Here is a 24227-nt window from a genome sequence, read left to right as displayed (position 1 = left end):
ATACCGACTAAATGATTACACAGATTTGGTAATTGTTATACCGTTCTCTTGGTTAAATGTTTTAAGATTAGTCAGAAGTCGAAAGTCTTAAGTCCTAAGTCGGACTATACTACTTCAGGCTTCGGACTCCTGACTTCGGACTTTCCGACTCCTTTATGCATCAAACCTGGTTACCCCGGTAACGCCCCGTACCTTCATCAAATTCTTAATTAAATTCTCCAGATGCTCGGTATCATTCACGAAAATCATAATTGAACCATCAAATATTCCCTCATTCGTATCAACCGTAATGGAGCGCATGTTTACTTTAAAATCGGTAGAAATTACGCGGGTTATATTATTGATTAATCCCACATCATCGATCCCTACAATTCTTAACCCGGTTAAGAAAGTTAATTCCTGCTGTTTATTCCATTTGGCTTTGACTACACGGTAACCGTAGTTAGCCATCAGTTGTGCGGCATTTGGGCAATTTGTCCGGTGGATTTTGATTCCATCGCTCACGGTAATAAATCCAAAAACATCGTCGCCGGGAATAGGGTTACAACAGGCAGCAAGTGTATAATCTATACGCTGCATGTCTTCGCCGATCAATAAAATATCAGATTCACCACCTTTAATTTTACTCTTGATTCCATCTACTGATAAATTTTCCGGCCGCTCCGGACCTCGGGTTTCGACTTCTTTCTCGCTATTGAGGTATTCTTTAATATCACGAAGCTCAATTTTCCCAAGCGCTACGTTTACAAAAAGCTCTTGTGTAGATGGCAGTTTAAAGAAATAGCTTAATTTCTGCAGATTATCGGTGTTATAAGTGATTTTGAGAGATTTAAGTTTTCGCTCCAGAATTTCCTTCCCGTTATCAGCAATCTTCCGTTTTTCTTCCTTAAGTGATGATTTAATTTTGGATTTAGCTTTCGCCGTCACCACAATATTTAACCAATCCTCTTTAGGTGTTTGTTTATTTGAGGTAATGATCTCTACCTGATCTCCATTTTGGAGCTTATATGATATTGGTACCAGTTTATGATTAACCTTTGCACCGATACAGGTTGCACCTACGCCGGTGTGAATTTCGAAAGCAAAATCTAAAGCAGTTGCACCCAATGGAAGTTGAAGCAGGGCTCCTTTTGGCGTGAAAATAAAAATCTCATCAGAGAAAAGGTTCATTTTAAAATCATCAAGGAAATCTAAAGCATTCGCTTCCGGATTACTCAACATTTCCCTTACTTTTTGAATCCACTGGTCAAGTCCATTGTCATTGCTTGATTCTTTGTATTTCCAGTGAGCAGCGAAACCTTTTTCAGCAATCTCATTCATTCGTTGCGTACGAATCTGAACCTCAACCCATTGTCCGCGAGGACCCATTACCGTTGTGTGCAAACTTTCGTAGCCATTTCCTTTTGGTGACGATACCCAATCTCGCAAGCGATCCGGATTCGGACGATATAAATCTGTTACGATAGAATATGCTTTCCAGCAATCTGCTTTCTCGTTTTCGTAAGCACTATCTAAAATAATCCTGATGGCAAAAAGATCATAAACCTCTTCAAATGGAATATTTTTCTTCTTCATTTTATTCCAGATGGAATGGATGGATTTCGGACGGCCATAAACATCGGCTACTAACCCCTGTTCATGTACGATTTCATCGATCGGTTCTACGAATTTTTTGATGAATAAAGCACGTTCGGCCTTTTTCTCATTGAGTTTTTTAGCTATAAATTTATAGGTATCAGGATCGAGATATTTCATCGAAAGATCTTCTAATTCTGATTTTATGGCATATAAACCTAAACGGTGGGCAAGCGGTGCATATAAATAAATTGTTTCAGATGCTATTTTAAGCTGCTTATGGCGCGGCATAAAATCCATCGTCCGCATGTTATGTAAACGATCGGCCAATTTGATTAAAATTACCCGAACATCATCTGCAAGGGTAAGCAGCATTTTACGGAAATTCTCTGCCTGTAAAGAACTATTGGTATCAAAAACGCCCGATATTTTAGTTAATCCATCGATAATTTTTGCTGTTTTCTTACCAAATTCACGTTCAATATCTTCCAGGGTAATATCGGTATCTTCTACTACATCATGCAGTAAAGCACATACAATAGAAGTGGTACCAAGTCCGATTTCTTCGGCAGCGATTTGCGCAACGGCAATTGGATGATAAATATAAGGTTCGCCAGATTTTCGACGCATATCTTTATGGCTTTCTAACGCCATATCGAATGCTTTCCTGATTTCTTTCTTATCCCCCTTCTGTAGCGTAGATTTGCTGGCCCGTAATAATGCCCTGTATCTTTTTAAAATCTCCTTCTTTTCCGCCTCTAAATCAATCACTAACTCTGTTTTCATTTGTTTTTTTTGCGTAAAAATTTGCGTCTTATTTATGAATAAAACTTATATTAGTTCTGTTAAACGACTAATATATGAAATAACACCTAACTTTGTTGAAGTATAAATTTATGAAATTTAAAGGGCTAATCATTCTGTTTATTGTCATGATTTTTAGTAGCACACTAAAAGCGCAAGACCCTATAGCACCGGTTTTTCCAAAACAAGGTAAAACAGATACGATTAGAGTGGGTTCTACGAATGATAATGGCATTATGATTCCATGGATGCAATTGCACGACGTGAGTATTTTTGCCAACAGGCTTTGGAAATCTCCAGCTGAACAAATGGCTTATAGCAGATTGCGTTATAATGTTTTAAAGGTAATGCCTTATGCCTTGTATGCCAAACGTCGCTATCAGCAACTGGAAGATGATATCGCCCGCACACCTGAGAAAAAAGAGCAGAAAAAACTGGTTAAGCAATGTGATAAGGAAATTAAAGACATGTTTAACCGCGAGATAAAAGAATTAACCATTACCCAGGGACAAATTTTAACTAAACTGATTGACAGGGAGGTTGGAAGAACAACTTATGACATTGTGAAGCAAACCAAGGGCGGTTTTGCTGCTTTTTCTTATCAGATTGTTGCCCGTGTGGTTGGTCATAATTTAAAAAGTACTTACAATCCTAACGAGGATCGCGATATAGAATCTATTATCCGCACTTCAGGGTTTTATCAATAAACATAATGCAGGAAAGCATTCCGAATATCTATTCTTTCAAGGTTAAGAAAATTAATGGTGAAGATCAGTTGCTTTCTGCCTATCGAAATAAAGTTGTTTTAATTGTAAATACGGCGTCTGAATGTGGTTTTACACCTCAATTGAAAGAATTGCAGCAATTGAAAGATGAAATTAATCATCCGGATTTTGAAATTTTGGGCTTTCCTACCAACGATTTCGGTAAACAAGAACCTTTGGTGGGCAATGAGCTCGCTTCATTTTGTGAAATCAACCACGGTGTTAAATTTCCGATTTTTGATAAAATAATGGTTCGTGGTGAGCATGCCCATCCGCTCTATCAATTTTTGAGCAACAAGAAGCAAAACTCGAAATTAAGTTCTAAACCCAGGTGGAACTTCCATAAATACATTTTGAATAAAAAAGGAGAATTGGTAGATTTTTATCTGCCTTTCACCAAACCTTTGAGTTCAAAAATTAAAAAGAAAGTTCAGCAATTGCTGAATGAAAACCTCCAAAAATAATCATGAAACTAGATATTTTAGTGATAGCTGTACATCCTGATGATGCAGAACTTTGCTGTTCAGGAACAATTTTAAAACACATTGCGTTGGGTAAAAAAGTTGGCATTGTAGATTTAACCAGAGGCGAACTCGGTACCCGCGGAACTGCTGAAACCAGAGATGAAGAAGCTGCAGATTCTGCCAGAATTTTAGGTTTACACGCCCGTGAAAATCTTCGTTTCAGAGATGGTTTTTTTCAGAATGATGAATTTCATCGCCTGGAAGTGATTAAGGCAATCAGAAAATACGAACCAGAAATTATTTTAAGCAATGCGCTGGAGGATCGCCATCCTGATCATGGCAGGGCCGGTGATTTGGTTTATGATTCGGTTTTCCTTTCTGGTTTACCAAAGATAGAAACGGAAGTTGATGGGGTGAAACAAGCTGCTCATCGGCCGAGATTATTGTTGCAGTATATTCAAGACCGTTATTTAAGGCCAGATATTATTGTTGATATTTCTGAGCACATGGATCAAAAAATTGAATCCATTAAGGCCTTCAAAACACAATTCTATAATCCCGATGTAGAGGATTTGCAAACTTATATATCCTCACCAGAATTTTTCGAAACAGTGATTGGTCGCTCCAGAGAATTCGGTAAAAGCATTGGCGCTACGTTTGGGGAAGGTTTTACTTCGAGGAAGTTATTGGGTGTGGATGATTTGTTTGATTTGAAGTAACTGCATTTTTATTAACCGCAAAGAAAAAGAAGTAAATCGCAAAGGACGCAAAGCCGGATGGCAAGTTGATTATTAGGTTGAAATTTAACCGCAAAGAAATAGAAGTAAATCGCAAAGAACGCAAAGCCGGGTGCAGAATTAAAATCAATAGATTATTTGATGTTATCTTTTGTCGATACAGTCAAAGCATTTCTTCTTCTTTTCTTTGCGTGATACTTTGCGCACTTTGCGGTTAAACTCGCAAGTCCAACAAAATCTCAACTCGTTTGTTACTCTTTAAACGAATAATAATGGCGAATATATTCTCTTCACTCAAAAATGCGTACCATCTTTTCAAACATGTAGATTTCGATAAGTTGGATGCGCTATCCAGAAAAGTAGATCTACTAAAAATGGTCGAAACGATTTCCAATCTGGATGAAAAACAAATTCAGGGGATGATGAAAATGATGGGCGGATCGGGTAAAAAGAAGGAGTTGCCTCCAATTGAGGGCGACTTCTACCATCTCGGAGACGAAGCTTTGAAGGATGAAGATCGCCAGTTGCAGTTAAAGGTTCGTGCATTTTTAGAGAAGGAAGTCAAACCTATTGTAAATCACTATTGGAATAAAGCAGAATTTCCGTTTGAAATTATTCCGAAACTCGCTGAGCTGAATATCTGTGGCTTAACCTATCAAGGTTATGGTTGTCCGGGGAAATCCAATTTAATGGAGGGAATTCTGGCAATGGAAATGGCCAGGATTGATACCTCTATATCTACTTTTTTTGGTGTGCAAAGTGGCCTGGCGATGGGCTCTATTTATCTTTGCGGCTCAGAAGCCCAGAAACAGCAATGGCTTCCGTTAATGCAACAATTTAAAATTATTGGTGCTTTCGGTTTGACAGAGCCAGAAGTTGGATCAGCAGCTGCCGGAGGTTTAACCACAACCTGCAAAAAAGTAGGGGAGAAGTGGGTTTTGAACGGACAGAAAAAGTGGATTGGCAATGCAACTTTTGCAGATATATTAATCATTTGGGCACGTGATGAAGGAGACGGTGAAGTAAAAGGCTTCATCGTGAAAAAAGATAATCCGGGCTTTGCAGTAGAGAAAATGCAGGATAAAATGGCCTTGCGGATTGTTCAAAATGGAATCATCACCTTAACCAATTGCGAAGTGGAAGAAATAGATCGCTTACAAAATACGAACTCATTTAAAGATACAGCAAAGGTTTTGCAAATGACGAGGGCTGGAGTGGCCTGGCAAGCAGTAGGCTGCGCACGTGGGGCTTATGAAAATGCTTTGGAATACACCCGAACCCGGAAGCAATTCGGGAAACCAATCGCTTCCTTCCAGTTAATTCAAAACCATTTGGTAGAAATGCTTTCTAATTTAACGGCTATGCAAACTTTATGTTTCAGGCTTTCACAATTGCAGGATCAAGGATTATTGAAAGATGAACACGCATCATTGGCGAAGGTTTTCTGCTCATTGCGCACGCGCGACGTGGTAAGCAAAGCCAGGGAAGTAATGGGTGGAAACGGAATCTTGCTTGAATATAATGTAGCCAGATTCGTGGCCGATGCCGAAGCGATTTATTCTTACGAGGGAACAAAAGAAATCAATACGCTGATTGTAGGACGAGCTATAACCGGATTTTCCGCATTTGTTTAATCTCTAAATTCTCCCGCAGATCAAGATGATTTTCGCTAATTTTTCTGCGGTTATCTTTTTGATCTGCGGGGAATTTTATAAAGGATATTTATTAAATGCCACCTGACTCATCGCACTTTTTTCATACAATGCGATACAAGACTTATTAAATGCCGGATCAAAATTTACTGCGCCCGGGTGCAAAGCCTTGGGTACGTTTGTGTTTTCCATAAAGAAATAAACCTTAGTACTTCCATATTTGGTATGTGGCATTAAATTGCCATAATCTTCCAGTTCCTTCCAAATAGAATCTTTAACCGTTACCACATAAATGCGTTGTACCGGCCCGGTGTTGTTGGCATTTCTGAATTTTGCCACTTCTGTAAAGCCGGCTTTCATATTTTCGACACCGGGCTGGTTAAATGTATCTTTAACGATAAAGAAAACCAGAATTAAAACGATAACTGCAACTGAATAAATTATTGATTTTCTGCTCATGTTTTACAATAAAGGCAATATTTTCTCCATCACCGTCAAGCCTTCGTCAATATGTTTTTGTTCGATACAAAGTGCAGGTCTGAAGCGGATGGTTCTTTCACCACAACCTAAAAACATTACATTATGTTCCAGGCCTTTAGAAATAAAAGTGTTTCGCATGTCCTTGTTCGGGAAATCGAAAGAACACAGTAAACCACGGCCACGGACGTTAGTCATTTTGTCGAATTTTTGTGCAAGATTAGCCAGGTTGTTTTTTAAATACGAACCCACATTTGCTGCGTTTTCGCAAAGTTGATCATCTGCTATGATTTGTAGAATTTGAGATGAACGCACCATATCAACTAGGTTACCACCCCAGGTAGAATTGATTCTACTCGGAACTTTGAATACATTTTTTTCTACTTCATCAACCTTGTTCCCAACCAATATGCCGCAAACCTGCATTTTCTTTCCGAAGGCTATAATATCTGGTCGTGCCTTTTCACTAAAGTTCTGGTGACACCAGAATTTACCCGTTAAGCCAACACCGGTTTGCACCTCATCGTAAATTAAGAAAGCATCGTTTTCATCGGCTAGTGCCTTTAATTGAATCAGAAATTCTTCACGCAAGTGATTATCACCACCTTCAGATTGAATTGGTTCTACAATAATGGCGCAGATATCATCTTTATTTTCATTAAAGGCTTTTTTGATTTGCGCAATAGATGTTTCTTCTGTTTGAATGGCATGATTTAAGTTCTCGCCAGAGAGTGGGAAATTCACTTCCGGTACCGAAACTCTCGGCCAATCGAATTTAGCAAACCATTTTGTTTTATCAGGAAGGGTATTGGTAAGGCTTAAGGTATAGCCCGTTCTGCCATGGAATGCCTTTTCAAAATGCAGTACCTTGAACCCCTTTTCCTCCGTATATCCTTTGGCGAAGTTTTTCTGTACTTTCCAGTCCATGGCTACTTTAATCGCATTTTCCACTGCTAATCCGCCACCAGCGATAAAGAAAGCATGCGGCAAATAATCAGGAATTCCAATTTTGGAGAAGGTTTCTAAGAACTGTGCATATTGCTGGGTGTAAACATCAGAATTAGATGGATTTGCCATAGCGGCCAGCAGTAAATTCTTTTTAAAGTTTTCATCATCAACCATCTTGGGGTGGTTATATCCCAGGGGTACCGATGCAAAACAGGTAAAAAAATCAAGGAGTGTCCGGTTGTATTTAGCATCGTAAATGTAAGCTCCATGACTTTTTTCCATATCATAGGTCAGATCGAAACCATCGGCTAATATATGCTTGCTTAATGATTCTTGAACTTGGTCGGCAGGTACGGTTAATTGATACATAAATTTGGTTTTGGTATATTTCAAATTTAGTAAAATGTGCCTGGAATCAAAATTTAAGCACTTTTTGTGGTTTTTAGATAAAAAATAGGTTTAAACAGTTTAAACTATGATTATAGACAAAATTGGCTTTTGGACTTAGGGAATGTGGAAAACTTTTTTGGCTAAGCAACCAAGTAAATGATTGATGAAACGATAAGTATTACTGATTTGTACAAGTAATGTATTCAGGTATCGTAGAGCCAATTTAATAATCTATATATACATCCTCTCACCAGCGCGTTCCTGCTGCATCTGAAAATATAAAATAATAGATCACGAGGCATTCAGGATGTGATTAAATTATTTATGAATTGAATGCTAGCGCACGCGTGCCGCGTGTGAAATATTATTATAACAATTCATACTGATTTTTTATTAAAGAGAGCGTAGTTCTAGTGGTTTCTTTAATAAAAGTATTAGCAAAAGGAAATCAATGATGAGTAGTAAATCCATTTATTATAATACTCAAACTAACGGAAATATTTAAGAAGTACTATCTTATTTCCGTTCACTTTCTTATATTTAGATCATTATAATTCACCTATTAAAACTATTACCCCAACCAGCTATCCCATGGTTTAATTCATCCCGATTAAAAATGTAGATGCTTCCGCTAGCGTAGGCATGTATAAAATAAGGGAATGAGCCGTAAATACAAATTCTATAATAAGGAAGGATTATACTTTGTAAGTTTTGCAACCGTATATTGGATAGATATATTTGTGCGACATTTATACTGCGATATTATCGTTGATAGCTTAATTTACTGTAAGAAAAATCTAGGCTTAGAGCTTTATTGCTGGTGCATTATGCCAAGTCACATACATTTAATTTTTAGTGCAAAAAATCATAATCCAGATATTCTACTAGGGAGGATAAAAGAATATACTTCTAAAGAAATTGTAAAGGCAATTCAAGCGAGCAGTCAGGAAAGTAGAAAAGAATGGCTGCTGTGGATGTTTAAGCGAGCAGGCCTAAAAAGTAGTAATGTTAAGGGATATCAATTTTGGCAGCACAACAATAGGCCAATAGAATTGTGGAGTACAGTAGTTATTGAGCAAAAGGCAGATTACCTTCATGACAATCCGGTAGCGGCAGGTTTTGTTAACGAGGCCTGGCATTGGAAATATAGCAGCGCAATAGATTATTGCGGAGGCAAAGGACTGATAGATTTAGATGAACTGTAAAGGTAATATGAAAATGCACACGCGGCACGCGTGCGCCAGCGAGGGAATAATTGAAATAGAAGAATTATAATGTGAAATGATGTGAAAATCCGCCACCGAGTGAATGTCTAATTTATGTTTTGGTAAAGCTACTAATGGACGTATAATAAAATTTCAATAATAATAGGAATATAAGAACGAGTAAGTCAAAATCAATTTATCCAGCTAATTTCTTAAATGAGATAATGAATATACAAATTTTAAACAAATACGGATTTAATTTTATTAAAAAGATCGACGGAACAAAAGTAATTTCAAATACACCCACAAGTTATATCGCTAGTTATATATCTGCATATAATGCCCCAGAACTTATTCAGGAATATATCGATGATATTGATCTTTGCTTATCTGGTCAATACGATTTAATAGATGATACTACTAAAAGTACTGATTTAATTTATGCTAAATTATATGCTGATGGGTTATATTTTGATGACACGGAAATGTTGCCACTTTATGATCTAAGAGAACTCTTAAGTTCTTGGAAAGAATTTTTAGAGGAAAATTGACTTTTATCTCATTGTAAAGGAGATATAGAAAAGCACACCCCCCTCGTTGGCGCACGCATGCCGGTTTGAAAAATATGGACTACCTATGAGCCCCTTGCTGGCGCACGCGTGCAGCGAGTAAAATGTAAGATCAGCCGTATACTTGAAATATGAGATCGCAGCTTTTAGCTTTACCCATGGTTGATGTTTTAAAGGTGCGGTGATAACACCGACCAAAGGGAAAATATTTTTAACTAAATTTCAAAATGAACAAACAAGTTTTAATGCAATATAATATAGAGTTTTATAAAGGTGTAGAAGGAATTAAATTCTTAAATTCAGAAAGCAATTGGCTAAGTACCTACCTATATATATATCGTGATGTAGATACTTTAACTGATTTTATTAATGATTTAGATCTGGCAATAAATGATAATTTTAATCAAATTATTGATCCAGATTGGAGCTCAAGAATGGGAGAATACTGGAATGCTCATATAACCTCATTAGGATTTGAAATTTGGCAAAATGGAACAGAAAAAACAACAATTCCCTTGATAGATATGAGAGAAATTTTAATTTCTTGGAAAGAATTTCTAGAGCCTGGGGGATGATATTGCTGAATGGAAAGGTTAAACTCTCGCTGGCGCACGCCTGCCGCGTGTGAATAAATAATAAAATACAGTGAGTCATAAATACAAATTCTATAATAAAGAGGGCTTATACCCCAACTGGTTTAAGTGTTCGCTGTTTCAGCGGCCACTTAAATATAGAAACTAAGACTTTGTCTGAAAATTAAGCAAAAACAATGCAATGAAAAACTGAAAGATGGCGACAAAATATAGGTTTGGTGATAGTGGAGTTCCTCATTTTATAACATTTGCTGTTGTAAACTGGATAGATGTTTTTAGCAGGGAGTGTTATAAAGAGATAATTGTAGAAAGTTTAAAGTTCTGTATAACTGAAAAGGGGCTAAACTTAAATGCATGGATAATTATGAGTAATCATGTTCATTTAATTGCTACTGCTAAAGAGGGTTTTGAATTAGTTAACATTATTAGGGATTTAAAGAAGTATACCAGTAAAATGATAATTGCCAAGATAGAGGCCAACATACAGGAGAGCAGAAAAGATTGGATGATATGGATGTTTAAGCGTGCAGGAGCAAGGAATAGTAACAATAAGGTTTATCAGTTCTGGCAACAGGATAACCACCCAATAGAATTAAGTACGAATGAAATGATAGAACAAAGGTTGAATTATTTACATGAAAATCCTGTAAGAGCAGGGTTGGTTACGGAGGCTCAATATTATAAATACAGTAGTGCCGTAGAATATTATGAAGAAAGGGAGGGGCTTTTGCCAATAATGTTTATGTAGTTGCTGTATTTCGGTCTGGAGACCTGGTTTTTCAAAAGGGATTTAAGTGATCCGTTGGAACACTTAAACCAGAGGTGGGTATAAGATTAAATGATACAGAACTTAAGTTTATATTTAACTTACTTGAAAATCATTGGAATGATGGTAATCGCATTGTTCTAACAATAGAATCTACTTTAGATATTTGTACAAGCTGCCGTGGCTATCTTGCTTATTTAAAAACATTGGCTAAGAATGAAGGTAAAATTTTGGATATTGAAATATTTTCAAATTCTAAGGCGACTACGATTGATGAATTAAACAAGTTGTTAAATTAAACGTTATGGAAATAAAATATTTAACTTATTTAATGGATAATCCGATAATAAAAGGGCCCTTTTATGAAAGGACTAATGAATCTATTCAGTTGTCTGAAATAGCCCAATTAGAAAATTTGTATAATGAAGGAAAGTCTTTTCCTCAAGTATTAAAAGAATTACTTTTTTTAGCTGGAGGTGGCACTTGTGTGCTTGATAGAGGAAGAAATAAAACGCAACAAGAAATGCAGGAACATGTAAGGTCGTGTTTGGTTAGGTATAATAAAAGTATTGACAGGCCTTTCTATGCTATAGATGTATATAATCCTGGAGATCAAATGTTATTTATTTATCTAGACGAAGGGGACAATCCAATTGTTTATAACGCAGTTTATGATGAACCAATCGAAGAATGGTTGCCGCCAACTAATTTGACTATTCCACAAATAATAAATGGTAGAATAGATAATGTAAAAAAAGGATGGAACCCATTTTAGAAGAATTTCTTGGCAGCCCCTCGCTAGCCCCCCTGCTGGCGCACGCGTGACGCGTGTGAGAATAAAAGCTACAACATTTTAAAAGACCGCTAGTGCCGCGGTCTTTTTGATTTTTAAGGTATTTTTACGGATACGAGGTGGTTAAATATCTTATTAACCATATTCTATTTCCTATATTTAATCGAAGATATTATTGAACATAGCTAAAGTCTATCCCTGTATGTTGAATTATATCTAGCAACGAGTAAATATGACATAGAGTAATAAGTTTAACCATATTCCATAGAATAAATGAGCCGTAAATATAAGTTTCATGATAAAGAAGGCTAGTATTTTGTAAGTTTTGCAGCCGTATATTGGATAGATATATTTGTTCGCCCGGTATATTGTGACATTGTAGTAGATAGCCTAATTTATTGTAGGCAAAACTTGGGGCTCGAATTGTATTGCTGGTGCATTATGCCAAGTCATGTACATTTGATATTCAGTGCGAAAAATCATAACCCAGATATTTTATTGGGTAGGATAAAAGAATATACATCCAAACAAATCGTAAAAGCCATTAAAGAAAACAGCAAGGAAAGTAGAAAAGAGTGGATATTTTGGATGTTTCAACGTGCCGGTTCAAAAAGTAGTAACGTTAAAGGATATCAGTTTTGGCAGCATAACAACAAACCTATAGAATTATGGAGTACAGCTGTTATTGAGCAAAAAGCAGATTATTTGCATAATAATCCGGTAGCGGCAGGTTTTGTTGATGAGCCCTGGCACTGGAAATACAGCAGTGCAATAGATTATAGTGGAGGCAAAGGATTGATAGAATTGGAAGAGTTAGGGTAAAAACGGTACACGCGACACGCGTGCGCCAGCGAGGGGAATTAACATTACAACTTTAAAATCATTTTTAAAAAGACCGTAATAAATGGAAATACCCCTCTGGTTTAAGAGTTCGCTTTTTCAGCGGTCTCTTAAATTTAGCTTGAAAACGAAGACTTTGTCTGAAGATATAGCAGAAACAAAACGACTGAAAAACAGCTCTGAAATAGTTACGAATAATTGTTTGGGAATAAAATTTAAAAAATGAAATGCATTACCCATGGCAACAAAATATAGGTTTGGCGATAGTAGCATACCACATTTTATAACCTTTGCTGTTGTAAACTGGATAGATGTTTTTAGTAGAGAATGTTATAAAGAGATAATTGTAGAAAGCTTAAAGTTCCGTATAACAGAGAAAGGACTGAATTTGCATGGTTGGGTAATTATGAGCAAGCACACCCATCTTATAGCTACCGCAAAAGAAGGCTTTGAATTGGTTAACATCATCAGAGATTTAAAGAAATATACCAGTAAGATGATTATTACTAGCATAGAAACCAATATGCAAGAAAGCAGGAAAAATTGGATGATATGGATGTTTAAACGTGCTGGTGCAAAAAACAGCAACAACAAGGTTTACCAGTTTTGGCAACAGGACAACCACCCTATAGAATTAAGTACAAATAAAATGATTGATCAAAGATTAAATTATCTGCATGAAAATCCTGTTACCGCTGGTTTAGTTACAGAAGCACAGTATTATAAGTATAGCAGCGCTGTAGATTATTATGAAGAAAGAGGAGGTTTAGTGCCAATAATGTTTATTTAGAGGTTGTATTTCGGTCTGGAGACCTGGCTTTAAAAAAAGGTTTAAGTGATCCTTTGGAACACTTAAACCAGAAGGTGATTTAGTTACCTTTATTAAATAGATATGAGAATAAATATAGATGATAGTAATTTGGAATATGCAGGGATAGATGCTGGTGGTGGTAATATGTGGAATTACAATGGAACCCCTTTCACAGGTATAATTGAAGAATTTTATGATAATGGAAATCTAGTTGGAGAAAGAGAATTTAAAGATGGTTATACTGACGGCATACAAACAATTTATTACGGAAATGGACAAATTAAGGAAGAATATTTTCTAAGATATAACAGAAATTATAATACTTATAAGTATTGGAATGAAAACGGCGTTTTACTTATGCACATAGTTTTCGATGATCATGGAAATGAAATTAACAGAATTTTAGGGTAGATTACATTTATTAAATGATACTCGCGCTTGATGTCCACTACAAAGATGATGGTTCAGCTAAGTCCGTTGGGATTTTATTTAATTGGAATGATATTCAACCAAAAGAGGTTTTGATAGAATACATTAAAGAAACAGCTGAGTATATTCCTGGCGAGTTTTATAAAAGAGAACTACCATGTCTATTAAAAATTGTAGAAAAGGTATGTATACATGAGCTGGAAGCTATTGTTATTGATGGATATGTTTATATTGATAATGATAAAAGATTTGGTTTAGGTGGATATCTATGGGAAACATTAAATGAGCAGATTCCAATAATAGGAGTAGCGAAGAACTTTTATCAAGGTAATATTGAAACTGTTAAACAAATATATAGGGGTAAAAGTAAAAAACCTTTATACATTTCATCAGTTGGTCTTGAACTAGGTATGGCATCAGATTTTATTTTACAAATGCCAGGTGTATTTAGGATACCTCACTTATTAAAACAATTAGACACTATAACAAAGGAAAAATAAGTTACCTTAACTGACTTCGCTCGCTGGCGAAAGCACGCGTGCCGCGTCTGAAATATTATTATAACAATTCATACTGATTTTTATTAAAGAGCGCGTAGTTCTAGCGGTCTCTTTAATAAAAATATTACCAAACGAAATCCCTGATAAGTAATAAAGCCATTTACAGTCGATACTCAAGCTTACCCGAATATTTAAAAAACACAACTTTATTTAATGTCAATTTCCTATATTTAAATCAGAATAAAGTCCCACAATTAAAACCATTATCCCACCAGCTATCCCATGGTAAATGGTTAATTCATCCCGCATTTTTTGAATAAAAAATTAACAGGATTAACAATTAACCTTAATATTTAACTAAAAACACTTTACCATGAGTTTAAGCAACAGGATTTCGATCGAAATCACCACAGAACAATCTGCAGCCATTGCGGAAGCATTTCAACAGTTAAAAACAGTTTTAGCGCCGATGTTAGTGATCAATCTAACTGCTGAAGAGCGCCAATCGACACTTAAGATGGGTGATAAGACCCTTGCCTTTGTAAATAAAACCCTCGATTATGCCTCGCAAAACCCAACTTTGGTTCCTAACTATGTCGATTTAGCCGAAGCCAGGAAAGACAATAAACTAGCTGCTGATATTTATGTTATTTTCCAGCAGCTAAGCATTCTGCTAAGAGCAGTAGAAGATACCGGTATGGTTGCGGGAAGCGAAGCTTATGAAGCTGCTTTGGTGATTTATCATTCTATAAAGGGTGCCAGCCGTTCTGACATTCCTGGTACACAGGTGATGTATGATGATTTGAAACAACGTTTCCCGGGGCGTGGTAAACAGATTAATGAATCTCCACAATCCGGATCTAATTTGTAAAAATGCCTTCTACTGGCATTTAAAAGTACCTTGGAGCACTAAATTGGTGCTTCGAGGTACAAAAAGGTAGCTCTAGGGTAGAAAGATGTAGCCCTGAGGTACAAAAAGGTGCCTTGAGAATAGAAAGATGTCGCTCCGAGGTATTAAGACAAAGCGGTGAGGTAGAAAAAGGTAGCTCTAGGTTACAAAAATGCACCTTAAAAGTAGAAATAACTAGCTCAAAGGTACTAAAGGTTACATTTTGGCTGCTTGGATGTAACGCTTAGATAGATTTAGGATTTATGACCATTGTTGTAAGATGCTGAACTAAATTCAGCAGGACGAATCTTTCATAGCGATGTGCTCATGCAAACGCTATGGCCACCACGTCACCCTGATCCGATAGCTATCGGATTTATTTCAGGGCCTTTTCTATGTAATGTGCAGAACTTGATTTAAGAAATTAGTCGTAATTTAAGATGCTGAACTAAATTCAGCAGGACGAATCTTTCATAGCGATATACTAATACGAACGCTATAGCCACCACGTCATCCTGATCCGATAGCTATCGGATTTATTTCAGGGCCTATTTACAGAAATAGATGCTGAATCAAGTTCCGCAGGACGCTACTTTTTACAAAACATAAAGCAATTCACTAAAATTCTAGATATTCAAATAAAAACCAAATATGGAAAGAGGCGGCTGTATTTATATATTAACCAACTTCAATAATACTGTGTTGTATATTGGTGTAACATCAGACCTATACTCCCGGATTGTTGAACACCGTGAAAAGAAATATCCTCAATCTTTTACTGCCAAATACAACTGTATTAAATTAATATACTATGAGCAATTCTCTACCATTACTGAAGCAATTGGCAGGGAGAAACAATTAAAAAACTGGAGACGGGAATGGAAAATAAATTTGATTCAAACTCAAAACCAGAACTGGGATGACCTTTTTTTATCTTTAGATAATTAAAAATGACTTCTTAAGAAGATGCTGAATCAAGTTCAGCAGGACGATTTTTCGAAAAATTCATAAAACGCCACGTCATCCTGATCCGATAGCTATCGGATTTATTTCAGGACCTTTCTATGTAAGATTCTGTATTCATTTCAGAACAAGGCCTATTTATGAAATAGATGCTGAATCAAGTTCAGCAGGACGATTTTTCGAAGAATTCATAAACGCCAGGTCATCCTGATCCGATAGCTATCGGATTTATTTCAGGACCTTTCTATTTAAGTTTCTGATTCATTTCAGAATAGAACCTATTTACAAAATAGATGCTGAATCAAGTTCAGCAGGATGATTTTTCGAAAAATTCATAAACGCCACGTCATCCTGATCCGATAGCTATCGGATTTATTTCAGGACCTTTCTATTTAAGATTCTGATTCATTTCAGAATAGAACCTATTTACAAAATAGATACTGAATTAAGTTCAGCAGGACGATCTTTCGAAAAATTCATAAACGCCAGGTCATCCTGATCCGATAGCTATCGGATTTATTTCAGGACCTTTCTATGTAAGATTCTGTATTCATTTCAGAACAAAGCCTATTTACGAAATAGATGCTGAATCAAGTTCAGCAGGACGATTTTTCGAAGAATTCATAAACGCCACGTCATCCTGATCCGATAGCTATCGGATTTATTTCAGGACCTTTCTATGTAAGATTCTGATTCATTTAAGAACAGGGCCTATTTACGAAATAGATGCTGAATCCAGTTCAGCAGGACGATTTTTCGAAGAATTCATAAAACGCCACGTCATCCTGAATTTATTTCAGGACCTTTCTATGTAAGATTCTGATTCATTTCAGAACAGAGCTTATTTACGAAACAGATGCTGAATCCAGTTCAGCAGGACGATTTTTCGAAGAATTCATAAAACGCCACGTCATCCTGAATTTATTTCAGGACCTTTCTATGTAAGATTCTGATTCATTTCAGAGTAGGACCTATACAAAATAGATACTGAATCAAGTTCAGTTGGACGATTTTTCGAAGAATTCATAAAACGCCACGTCATCCTGAATTTATTTCAGGACCTTTCTATGATTCTAATTCATTTCAGAACAGGGCCTATTTACGAAACAGATGCTGAATCAAGTTCAGCAGGATGATTTTTGGAAGAATTCATAAAACGCCACGTCATCCTGAATTTATTTCAGAGCCTTTCTATGTAAGATTCTGATTCATTTCAGAGTAGGACCTTTACAAAATAGATACTGAATCAAGTTCAGCAGGACGATTTTTCGAAGAATTCATAAAACGCCACGTCATCCTGAATTTATTTCAGGACCTTTCTATGTAAGATTCTGATTCATTTCAGAACAGAGCTTATTTACGAAACAGATGCTGAATCCAGTTCAGCAGGACGACACATCGATACCCAAATCGTTATTATTAGCGCTTGCCCGTATTTCTCGGAAGCCAAAACTCAAAATTTCTCTTTCATTCCTAACAAACCAAGCAATCCACCTGTGTGTATAGCTAAAATTTTATCTGTAGAAAGAATCTGATTTTGCGCACACAAATCAATGATTGCGAAAAACATTTTTGAAGTATAAACAGGATCAATCAGCACACCCGTTGCGCTGGTAAACTTTTTAATAAAAGCAACAAGCTCGGGTGTGGTTTTAGCATAGCCACCAAAATGATAATCGGTATGCAAAATTAAATGGTTTGAAATTTCGGTATACCTGGCGATTTCATCAGCAATAAAACCCCCACCTTTTAAAACAGGAATAGCATGAAGTTTGGTATTTAAACCCTGTTCCTGAATTCCCTTTAATAAACCCGCTGCTGTGGTGCCTGTTCCTGCTGCTACGAAAATATGATCGTAAGTATCTTTTAGTTCGGTAATAATTTCACCGCAACCTGTTACTGCTTCTGCAGATGCACCACCTTCATCTATAAAATAAGTGTCGTCATTCGAACCATAATACTTTTGGTATAATTCCGACTTGTTTTTGTAAGACTCCCGATCTGTAAAAATGAGTTCCATGCCATAAAGTGAACAGATCAGAAGCATTTCGTTTTTCACTTCTTCTCCTCTTACAAATGCGGTTGCTTTCAAACCAGATCGGGCTGCGGCGGCGGCAGTTGCCACCAGGTGATTGGAATAAGCCCCTCCGAAGGTAACCAAATGGGGTTTATGCTGTGCCTTTGCCTTTTGCAAGATGTATTTCAGTTTGCGCCACTTGTTTCCAGAAATATAAGGATCAATCAGGTCATCCCTTTTAATGAATAAATTGCTGAGCGGATGCAGATTGATTTTTTGTACCGGGCTATAGATTTCTTCAAACACGTGTAAAACTACAAAACACCTGAAGATTTCAGGTGTTTTGTGATTCAATTTGGAAATAATTTTACCTATTCTCCGATTCCAAATCCTAATCCGGCATTAACCATGCTGTATTTAGCCTGGGTATAAGAACCATAGAATTTAAAGAATCCAAATTTCAGTTGAAAGCCTAAGCTTCCACGAATCCCATCAATATCCGTTTGTTTGACCGAAACAGGATCTACGTAACTTACAGATGTAACCGGGCTGGTGGCAAAACTATAGGTGCCCAATGCTTTCAAATTCGTTTTCGCGGTTTGGTAACCGATACTTGCAAAGGGCGTAAAAAACATAATTTTCTTCGAAACAATAGCATCGAAATTAACGCCATTAAAGCGGGCATCTATGCGTTGATTTTTATCAGACGTATTATCGATATGCAAATCCAGGTTGTATTTATATTGGGTAAAGCCTCCGGCAAGGGCAATGTCTACCGGGATAAGCCGATCCGTTTCGCCTAAAATAAGCGGTAATAACTCAATCTTCGCGCCAACGCCAATCATCGACATGCTTCCGAAATCGTCTCCAAAATTAATTTTTGGCATCGCCCTTAAAGAGATGTCGATGTTTTTTGGTAAGCCTAGTGTGGCTTGAATCTGAGGAGAAGGAACGGCATGGAAGCCAATGCCCCGTGGCAAATTGAAGAATCTTCCGGTGGGAATCCCATCACTGGTATACACTTCCATTCGGCCGCCATCCTCATCTTTGCCAAAAGCCGTTGGACCGATTGAAGATGAACCAAGCGCAGGCTTAATGTTACTTAAACCCAGCGTGTTTACATCATAGGTTCGGGATGATTGAGGCACAAATGCAGCGGATGTGGAAACCCTGACTTCAAATTTCAGAAAACCTTTTGATTTAGCGGTGTTGGTCCAGCCATCATTTAACCCTTGTCCGAAGCCCTTGTATAAAGGATCGAGGTAGGCATTAACTAATTTTGTGGCATCTTCCGGACCAGATACGAAGAGATTTCCGACGTCTTGTTGGGCATTCGCTCTCGGTGCGAGCGCAATTAGCGAGAAAGCCAGGATGGCTTTAGCATAGGAGTTTTTCATGGTAGAATGGTTTAGAACGGTTTGTATCACTAAGATAGCCTAGATTTTTAAATTATAAAATGATTTCAAGATTCTTGGTCGTAAAAGATTATTTTTGCATCATGGAAAATGTGGTAGAATTGCAGGAATCAGAGGAGCAGGAATTATATGAACATTTAAAAATCATTGTAGATAAGGGTCAGTCTTTGCTCCGTATCGATAAATTTTTAATGGTTCGTGTGGAGAATGCATCCCGCAACCGGATTCAGAATGCAATTGATGCCGGCAACGTTTTGGTGAATCAGAAGCAGATTAAGGCGAGTTATAAGGTTAAGCCTCATGATGAAATTTCGATCGTTTTGCCACATCCGCCACGCGATACAGAAGTTTATCCGGAAGATATTCCATTAGACATTATTTATGAAGACAGCGACTTGCTGGTGGTAAATAAAGCTGCAGGAATGGTTGTTCATCCTGGTTTTAACAATTATACAGGCACGCTTGTTAACGCCTTGGCTTTCCATTTTGAACAGTTGCCGCAATTACCAGGAAATGATGGTCGGCCCGGTTTAGTGCACCGGATAGATAAAGATACTTCAGGTTTGCTGCTGATCAGTAAAAATGAAAAATCCATTACGCATTTGGCAAGGCAGTTTTTCGACCACAGCATCACCAGAAAATATATTGCCCTGGCCTGGGGTGATATCGAAAACGATGGTACCGTAACTGGTTATATTGGCAGAAGTGTGAAAGATAGGAGGGTGATGGATATTTATGATGAAGAGGAAAAAGGAAAATGGTCAGTTACCCATTATAAAGTTTTAAAACGTTTGGGCTATGTTACGCTCATCAGTTGCGAACTGGAAACAGGCCGTACCCATCAGATTCGTGCACACATGCAACATATTGGCCATCCGCTATTTAACGATGCCATGTATGGCGGCGATAAGATTTTGAAAGGAACTACGTTTAATAAGTACAAACAGTTTGTAGATAATTGCTTCGATTTGTTACCAAGACAGGCTTTACATGCACAAAGTTTGGGTTTTATACATCCAACAACAAAAGAATATACGCACTTTGAATCGCCTTTGCCGGCCGATTTTAAAGCAGCTTTAACGAAATGGGAAAATTACATCGCCGCATCATAAAATATGTCTTCAGAGTACCTTTTATTTAATGATGAATTTCATGCCGTTGATGTTCCCGTTTTAACCACATCAAATCGAGGGTTTAAATTTGGCGATGGCCTGTTTGAAAGCATGCGGATGATTAATCAGAAACTTCAGTTTGCAGATTTACACGCCGATAGGCTTGCTGCGGGGATGAAAGCTTTGAAAATTGATGGTCATGCTTTGATGGATGATTATTTCCTCCGACAGAAAACGGCAGATTTGGCGAAGAAAAACCGGTGGAATGGAAATGTACGTTTTCGTCTTTCTGTTTACCGGCAGGGCGCAGGTGTTTATACTCCTGAAAGCAACAAATCCGGATATGTTTTAGAAGGAATTCCGCTAAAATCAATTGCTTATGAATTGAATGCTAAAGGCTTGATTATTGATGTTTTTGATGAAATGACCAAATCAATCGATAAGCTTTCTAACTTTAAAACCTCAAATGCCTTGCTTTATGTAATGGCAGGCCTTTTCAAGACTCAAAATCGTTTAGATGAAGCAATTATTCTAAATCAAAGTGGTTTTTTATGCGAAAGCATCAGTTCGAACATTTTTGTTGTATACGATAAACAAATTTACACACCTGCTTTAACAGAGGGTTGTGTTGGTGGAGTGATGCGGACGACCATCATGCAAATTTGTAAGATGAACGATATTCCATTAATCGAAGCGCAGATTAGCCCGGAAGTATTGAAGGAAGCAGAGGAAGTTTTCATTACAAATGCTACTCAAGGCATCCAATGGATTATGGGCTACGGCCGGAAAAGGTATTTTAATGAATTTTCTAAATACCTGAACGAAAAGCTGAATTTACTGTAACTGCGGATTTGATGAAGTCATCGGGTAAATAATAGCAAACTGTCTAGGTATTCATCCAATGATTATAACCTCATTCCCCTTAAAAAATCCTCAATCAGCATGCGTTTCTTTCCTTCAAACTGAATATCCATTAGCTTAATAAAACCATCTTTTGTTGCGAATTTTAAATAGGTTTTACCATCTGTTAAAAAGCCACCGGCGGCAATTGCAGGTTCCGTATTTTCATGCTCAGCCTTAAAAATTTTGAGTGTTTTTTCATTGAGCATGGTGAAGGCAGTTGGATAAGGACTCAAACCTCTAATCAGGTTGTGAACCTTTGCCGATGGATTGTTCCAATCGATCTTGCAATCCTCTTTGAAAATCTTTGGCGCGTGTTTTAATTCATCACTTTGTGGTTGCGGTTGTTCGGTGAAATCGCCACTAGCAATAGCCGTAACCGTTTTAACCAGCAGGTTTGCGCCGATAACCATCAATTTATCATGGAGTTCTCCGGCAGTTTCATCATCACCAATGGGTGTACGATCGCTCAAAATAATGTCGCCGGTATCAATTTCGTGCGTTAAAAAAAAGGTGGTGACGCCACTTTCTTTTTCGCCGTTAATGATGGCATGGTTAATCGGCGCTGCGCCACGATATTGTGGAAGGAGCGAGCCATGAAGGTTAATTGTTCCTTTGGGTGGCATATTCCAAACCACTTCCGGAAGCATTCTAAAAGCAACCACCACTTGTAAATCGGCCTGATAGGATTTTAATGCTTCCAGAAATTCCGGATTTTTAAGCTTTTCTGGTTGTAATACGGGGATGGAATGTTCCACAGCATATTTTTTTACCGCACTTTCATTAAGTTTTTGTCCACGACCAGCAGGTTTATCAGGAGCCGTAACCACTGCAACAATATCAAAATTGGCCTGTACCAAAGCATCAAGAGAAGCAACTGCAAAATCGGGCGTGCCCATAAAAACTATTTTCATACGGAAGTGTTGTGTTCTAAAATAATGTGATCAGTCACCTTAAGTTTTACAAAATAACTAAAAATTAATTCATCCTGATAAGTAAAAATGGTACAAGGCGAAGATGTTGTTAAAGAGAGCGGATTAGTTTATGTAACCGATTCTATGCCTGGTATTTATCGAAAAGGGAAGCCAGGTAAATTTTATTACGAAGATAAAAAAGGAATAAAAATCACAGAGGAAAAGCACCTTTCACGGATAAAAGCTTTGGTTATTCCGCCTGCATGGCAAAACGTTTGGATCGCCAATAAACCCAATGCGTATTTGCAGGTAACGGGAACTGATGCTGCCGGGCGTAAGCAATATAGGTATCATGCTAAATGGACGAGCAGACGCTCTGAGGATAAATATTTCAGACTTTATGAGTTCGGAAAAATTTTGCCTGAAGCCAGAAAACAAATTGTTAAAGATCTAAAACGCAAAGATTTAGATGAACGAAAAGTGCTTGCGATTTCGGTAGATGTACTTCAGAAATCGCTCATCAGGGTGGGTAATGAGAATTACAAACAGCTTTATGGCTCTTTCGGTTTAAGCACCTTAAGGGATAAACATGTTAAAATTGAAGGCAGCAAAATTAATATCGATTTTATAGGTAAAAAGGGTGTGAGGCAAACGCTTGTGTTAAATGATAGAAGCCTAGCTAAGCTGGTGAAAAAATGCCGCGATATTCCCGGTCAGGATCTTTTCCAGTATTATACTGATGGCAAGGAGCATAGAGGAATAGATTCTGGAAAAATAAATAATTACATTAAAGAAATTACTCAAAACGATTTCACGGCAAAAGATTTCAGAACCTGGGGTGGAACGCTCGAAGCTTTGCGACAGTTCTCAAAATGCTCTATTGATGCAAACGTAGAATTAAATACTAAAAAGACTGTTATTAACGTGTTGGATTGTGTGGCGAAAAAACTAGGAAATACCAGGGCGGTTTGTAAAAGTTCTTATGTATATCCTTTACTGATTACAGCTTATGAAAATAATGAGCTGGTGAAGTACATGAAAAAAATGAATAACAATAAAACGGTAGGCAAATTAGGATTAGAGCACGATGAAAAAGTACTGCTTTCTTTTTTGAAATCGACCGGGAGTAAGTAAAATGCTGCTTTTTTAGAATTTAATTGATACTGAAGAAATCAGCTCTTTATTGTAGTCGGATATCAGAACTATACTATTTTTAAGAATGCTCGCACTTAATCATTTATATTTAAGTAAGAAGCTGTCTAAAAATTATAATTGTCAACTTACGAAATTTCCAAGGCCTGAGCGCTGAAGAATTTCGCAAGTTTTATAATAATACTATAAAACTTGCGAAGTATTTCCCAAAACAGAGGCCACCAAAACTTTGCAAGTTGATCTTTACTTATGAAATTAGATAGTTTTTATTGCTCTTTAGGCGCTTTTTTTATGGAATGAACAGGTTGCTCCTCATTCTCTCTTTTTTCTGCAGGATTATCTGTTTTCACAGGCTTATTTGGACTACTATCATTCGGTTTTCTAACAGTTTGATTGTCCACTGGTTTGCGTCCTTTAGGCACTTCTTCTTTATAATTGCTTCCGGGTTGATCACTTGTTTCTTTGGGTCCGCTCATGGTAGTTGATTTATTGAATGATTGAATTTTGAATGAATAAATGTTGACTTATAGAATGTTGAAAGTATTGAA

The 24227-nt window shown here is 37.1% G+C and carries 26 protein-coding genes; 19 read left to right on the top strand and 7 right to left on the bottom strand.

Annotation, left to right across the window (positions count from 1 at the left end; all coding sequences use genetic code 11):
* Positions 1–153: 153 nt before the first annotated feature.
* On the bottom strand, positions 154–2361 hold the full coding sequence (locus ACN1CD_RS13160; protein WP_419130853.1) for a RelA/SpoT family protein: 2208 nt from the start codon (positions 2359–2361) through the stop codon (positions 154–156).
* A 110-nt stretch (positions 2362–2471) separates the two neighbouring features.
* On the opposite strand from ACN1CD_RS13160, the gene ACN1CD_RS13155 reads away from it, so the two are divergent.
* The 4 genes from ACN1CD_RS13155 (at position 2472) to ACN1CD_RS13140 (ending at position 5978) form a co-directional block, all read left to right on the top strand.
* Positions 2472–3086, top strand: a complete 615-nt coding sequence (locus ACN1CD_RS13155; protein ID WP_419130852.1) for a DUF4294 domain-containing protein — start codon at positions 2472–2474, stop codon at positions 3084–3086.
* Positions 3087–3091: 5 nt separating this feature from the next.
* Entirely contained in the window at positions 3092–3607 is a 516-nt protein-coding gene (locus tag ACN1CD_RS13150) for a glutathione peroxidase (protein ID WP_419130851.1), read from the top strand.
* Positions 3608–3609: 2 nt separating this feature from the next.
* Positions 3610–4326 carry a bacillithiol biosynthesis deacetylase BshB1 gene (gene bshB1, locus ACN1CD_RS13145; protein ID WP_419130850.1) on the top strand — a complete coding sequence of 239 codons (717 nt, stop codon included), beginning with the start codon at positions 3610–3612 and terminating at the stop codon, positions 4324–4326.
* Positions 4327–4616: 290 nt separating this feature from the next.
* On the top strand, positions 4617–5978 hold the full coding sequence (locus tag ACN1CD_RS13140; protein WP_419130849.1) for an acyl-CoA dehydrogenase family protein: 1362 nt from the start codon (positions 4617–4619) through the stop codon (positions 5976–5978).
* Between the two features lie 75 nt (positions 5979–6053).
* Here the strand turns inward: ACN1CD_RS13140 and ACN1CD_RS13135 are convergent, their stop codons facing one another.
* Together ACN1CD_RS13135 and lat are read right to left on the bottom strand one after the other, a co-directional pair.
* Complete coding sequence (locus tag ACN1CD_RS13135) at positions 6054–6455, bottom strand: hypothetical protein (RefSeq protein ID WP_419130848.1); 402 nt, start codon at positions 6453–6455, stop codon at positions 6054–6056.
* 3 nt (positions 6456–6458) lie between these two features.
* Positions 6459–7790, bottom strand: coding sequence for an L-lysine 6-transaminase (lat, locus tag ACN1CD_RS13130; RefSeq protein ID WP_419130847.1), 1332 nt, complete (start codon positions 7788–7790; stop codon positions 6459–6461).
* 680 nt (positions 7791–8470) lie between these two features.
* Here lat and ACN1CD_RS13125 point away from each other — a divergent pair.
* The 12 genes from ACN1CD_RS13125 to ACN1CD_RS13070 all read left to right on the top strand — a co-directional run bounded on the left by ACN1CD_RS13125 (position 8471) and on the right by ACN1CD_RS13070 (position 16154).
* Complete coding sequence (locus tag ACN1CD_RS13125; protein ID WP_419130846.1) at positions 8471–9016, top strand: transposase; 546 nt, start codon at positions 8471–8473, stop codon at positions 9014–9016.
* 224 nt (positions 9017–9240) lie between these two features.
* On the top strand, positions 9241–9567 hold the full coding sequence (locus ACN1CD_RS13120) for a hypothetical protein (RefSeq protein ID WP_419130845.1): 327 nt from the start codon (positions 9241–9243) through the stop codon (positions 9565–9567).
* A gap of 245 nt (positions 9568–9812) precedes the next feature.
* The gene (locus ACN1CD_RS13115) at positions 9813–10160 is read left to right on the top strand and encodes a hypothetical protein (protein ID WP_419130844.1); all 348 of its coding nucleotides are present in this window, start codon (positions 9813–9815) and stop codon (positions 10158–10160) included.
* A gap of 214 nt (positions 10161–10374) precedes the next feature.
* On the top strand, positions 10375–10926 hold the full coding sequence (locus ACN1CD_RS13110) for an REP-associated tyrosine transposase (RefSeq protein WP_419130843.1): 552 nt from the start codon (positions 10375–10377) through the stop codon (positions 10924–10926).
* A 74-nt stretch (positions 10927–11000) separates the two neighbouring features.
* Positions 11001–11243, top strand: a complete 243-nt coding sequence (locus ACN1CD_RS13105) for a hypothetical protein (RefSeq protein WP_419130842.1) — start codon at positions 11001–11003, stop codon at positions 11241–11243.
* A gap of 5 nt (positions 11244–11248) precedes the next feature.
* Positions 11249–11719 carry a hypothetical protein gene (locus ACN1CD_RS13100; RefSeq protein ID WP_419130841.1) on the top strand — a complete coding sequence of 157 codons (471 nt, stop codon included), beginning with the start codon at positions 11249–11251 and terminating at the stop codon, positions 11717–11719.
* A gap of 429 nt (positions 11720–12148) precedes the next feature.
* Complete coding sequence (locus tag ACN1CD_RS13095) at positions 12149–12559, top strand: transposase (protein ID WP_419130840.1); 411 nt, start codon at positions 12149–12151, stop codon at positions 12557–12559.
* Between the two features lie 256 nt (positions 12560–12815).
* Complete coding sequence (locus tag ACN1CD_RS13090) at positions 12816–13367, top strand: REP-associated tyrosine transposase (protein WP_419130839.1); 552 nt, start codon at positions 12816–12818, stop codon at positions 13365–13367.
* A 102-nt stretch (positions 13368–13469) separates the two neighbouring features.
* Positions 13470–13799, top strand: a complete 330-nt coding sequence (locus ACN1CD_RS13085) for a toxin-antitoxin system YwqK family antitoxin (RefSeq protein ID WP_419130838.1) — start codon at positions 13470–13472, stop codon at positions 13797–13799.
* A 14-nt stretch (positions 13800–13813) separates the two neighbouring features.
* A complete protein-coding gene (locus tag ACN1CD_RS13080) occupies positions 13814–14317 on the top strand; it encodes an endonuclease V (RefSeq protein WP_419130837.1) in 504 nt (167 codons plus the stop codon).
* Positions 14318–14690: 373 nt separating this feature from the next.
* The gene (locus ACN1CD_RS13075) at positions 14691–15188 is read left to right on the top strand and encodes a hypothetical protein (RefSeq protein ID WP_419130836.1); all 498 of its coding nucleotides are present in this window, start codon (positions 14691–14693) and stop codon (positions 15186–15188) included.
* Between the two features lie 669 nt (positions 15189–15857).
* The gene (locus tag ACN1CD_RS13070) at positions 15858–16154 is read left to right on the top strand and encodes a GIY-YIG nuclease family protein (RefSeq protein WP_419130835.1); all 297 of its coding nucleotides are present in this window, start codon (positions 15858–15860) and stop codon (positions 16152–16154) included.
* A gap of 1468 nt (positions 16155–17622) precedes the next feature.
* Here ACN1CD_RS13070 and ACN1CD_RS13065 read toward each other — a convergent pair.
* A complete protein-coding gene (locus ACN1CD_RS13065; protein ID WP_419130834.1) occupies positions 17623–18540 on the bottom strand; it encodes a 1-aminocyclopropane-1-carboxylate deaminase/D-cysteine desulfhydrase in 918 nt (305 codons plus the stop codon).
* A 17-nt stretch (positions 18541–18557) separates the two neighbouring features.
* Positions 18558–19583, bottom strand: a complete 1026-nt coding sequence (locus ACN1CD_RS13060; RefSeq protein ID WP_419130833.1) for a DUF6588 family protein — start codon at positions 19581–19583, stop codon at positions 18558–18560.
* 101 nt (positions 19584–19684) lie between these two features.
* On the opposite strand from ACN1CD_RS13060, the gene ACN1CD_RS13055 reads away from it, so the two are divergent.
* Both ACN1CD_RS13055 and ACN1CD_RS13050 read left to right on the top strand, forming a co-directional pair.
* Positions 19685–20713, top strand: a complete 1029-nt coding sequence (locus tag ACN1CD_RS13055; RefSeq protein ID WP_419130890.1) for an RluA family pseudouridine synthase — start codon at positions 19685–19687, stop codon at positions 20711–20713.
* A 3-nt stretch (positions 20714–20716) separates the two neighbouring features.
* On the top strand, positions 20717–21556 hold the full coding sequence (locus ACN1CD_RS13050) for an aminotransferase class IV (RefSeq protein WP_419130832.1): 840 nt from the start codon (positions 20717–20719) through the stop codon (positions 21554–21556).
* 62 nt (positions 21557–21618) lie between these two features.
* On the opposite strand, the gene fmt is transcribed toward ACN1CD_RS13050, so the two are convergent.
* The gene (gene fmt / locus ACN1CD_RS13045) at positions 21619–22527 is read right to left on the bottom strand and encodes a methionyl-tRNA formyltransferase (RefSeq protein ID WP_419130831.1); all 909 of its coding nucleotides are present in this window, start codon (positions 22525–22527) and stop codon (positions 21619–21621) included.
* An 87-nt stretch (positions 22528–22614) separates the two neighbouring features.
* Between fmt and ACN1CD_RS13040 the strand changes: the two genes are divergently transcribed.
* Positions 22615–23661, top strand: coding sequence for a DNA topoisomerase IB (locus ACN1CD_RS13040; RefSeq protein ID WP_419130830.1), 1047 nt, complete (start codon positions 22615–22617; stop codon positions 23659–23661).
* Between the two features lie 284 nt (positions 23662–23945).
* On the opposite strand, the gene ACN1CD_RS13035 is transcribed toward ACN1CD_RS13040, so the two are convergent.
* Complete coding sequence (locus ACN1CD_RS13035) at positions 23946–24155, bottom strand: hypothetical protein (RefSeq protein ID WP_419130829.1); 210 nt, start codon at positions 24153–24155, stop codon at positions 23946–23948.
* Positions 24156–24227: the final 72 nt, after the last annotated feature.

The sequence above is a fragment of the Pedobacter sp. N23S346 genome (assembly GCF_048515415.1).
Classification (GTDB): Bacteria; Bacteroidota; Bacteroidia; order Sphingobacteriales; family Sphingobacteriaceae; genus Pedobacter.
The sequence above is the reverse complement of the archived record's forward strand: the minus strand, read 5'-3'. Positions and strand labels throughout refer to the sequence as shown.

Excerpts from the sequence above, each read along its gene's own strand:
- ACN1CD_RS13155 (WP_419130852.1), top strand. The coding sequence starts at position 2,472 with ATGAAATTTAAAGGGCTAATCATTCTGTTTATTGTCATGATTTTTAGT.
- ACN1CD_RS13070 (WP_419130835.1), top strand. The coding sequence starts at position 15,858 with ATGGAAAGAGGCGGCTGTATTTATATATTAACCAACTTCAATAATACT.
- ACN1CD_RS13100 (WP_419130841.1), top strand. The coding sequence starts at position 11,249 with ATGGAAATAAAATATTTAACTTATTTAATGGATAATCCGATAATAAAA.
- fmt (WP_419130831.1), bottom strand. The coding sequence starts at position 22,527 with ATGAAAATAGTTTTTATGGGCACGCCCGATTTTGCAGTTGCTTCTCTT.
- ACN1CD_RS13115 (WP_419130844.1), top strand. The coding sequence starts at position 9,813 with ATGAACAAACAAGTTTTAATGCAATATAATATAGAGTTTTATAAAGGT.
- ACN1CD_RS13040 (WP_419130830.1), top strand. The coding sequence starts at position 22,615 with ATGGTACAAGGCGAAGATGTTGTTAAAGAGAGCGGATTAGTTTATGTA.
- ACN1CD_RS13035 (WP_419130829.1), bottom strand. The coding sequence starts at position 24,155 with ATGAGCGGACCCAAAGAAACAAGTGATCAACCCGGAAGCAATTATAAA.
- ACN1CD_RS13085 (WP_419130838.1), top strand. The coding sequence starts at position 13,470 with ATGAGAATAAATATAGATGATAGTAATTTGGAATATGCAGGGATAGAT.
- ACN1CD_RS13125 (WP_419130846.1), top strand. The coding sequence starts at position 8,471 with ATGAGCCGTAAATACAAATTCTATAATAAGGAAGGATTATACTTTGTA.
- ACN1CD_RS13090 (WP_419130839.1), top strand. The coding sequence starts at position 12,816 with ATGGCAACAAAATATAGGTTTGGCGATAGTAGCATACCACATTTTATA.
- ACN1CD_RS13110 (WP_419130843.1), top strand. The coding sequence starts at position 10,375 with ATGGCGACAAAATATAGGTTTGGTGATAGTGGAGTTCCTCATTTTATA.
- lat (WP_419130847.1), bottom strand. The coding sequence starts at position 7,790 with ATGTATCAATTAACCGTACCTGCCGACCAAGTTCAAGAATCATTAAGC.
- ACN1CD_RS13150 (WP_419130851.1), top strand. The coding sequence starts at position 3,092 with ATGCAGGAAAGCATTCCGAATATCTATTCTTTCAAGGTTAAGAAAATT.
- ACN1CD_RS13135 (WP_419130848.1), bottom strand. The coding sequence starts at position 6,455 with ATGAGCAGAAAATCAATAATTTATTCAGTTGCAGTTATCGTTTTAATT.
- ACN1CD_RS13120 (WP_419130845.1), top strand. The coding sequence starts at position 9,241 with ATGAATATACAAATTTTAAACAAATACGGATTTAATTTTATTAAAAAG.
- ACN1CD_RS13080 (WP_419130837.1), top strand. The coding sequence starts at position 13,814 with ATGATACTCGCGCTTGATGTCCACTACAAAGATGATGGTTCAGCTAAG.
- ACN1CD_RS13050 (WP_419130832.1), top strand. The coding sequence starts at position 20,717 with ATGTCTTCAGAGTACCTTTTATTTAATGATGAATTTCATGCCGTTGAT.
- ACN1CD_RS13160 (WP_419130853.1), bottom strand. The coding sequence starts at position 2,361 with ATGAAAACAGAGTTAGTGATTGATTTAGAGGCGGAAAAGAAGGAGATT.
- ACN1CD_RS13060 (WP_419130833.1), bottom strand. The coding sequence starts at position 19,583 with ATGAAAAACTCCTATGCTAAAGCCATCCTGGCTTTCTCGCTAATTGCG.
- ACN1CD_RS13140 (WP_419130849.1), top strand. The coding sequence starts at position 4,617 with ATGGCGAATATATTCTCTTCACTCAAAAATGCGTACCATCTTTTCAAA.
- ACN1CD_RS13055 (WP_419130890.1), top strand. The coding sequence starts at position 19,685 with ATGGAAAATGTGGTAGAATTGCAGGAATCAGAGGAGCAGGAATTATAT.
- ACN1CD_RS13075 (WP_419130836.1), top strand. The coding sequence starts at position 14,691 with ATGAGTTTAAGCAACAGGATTTCGATCGAAATCACCACAGAACAATCT.
- bshB1 (WP_419130850.1), top strand. The coding sequence starts at position 3,610 with ATGAAACTAGATATTTTAGTGATAGCTGTACATCCTGATGATGCAGAA.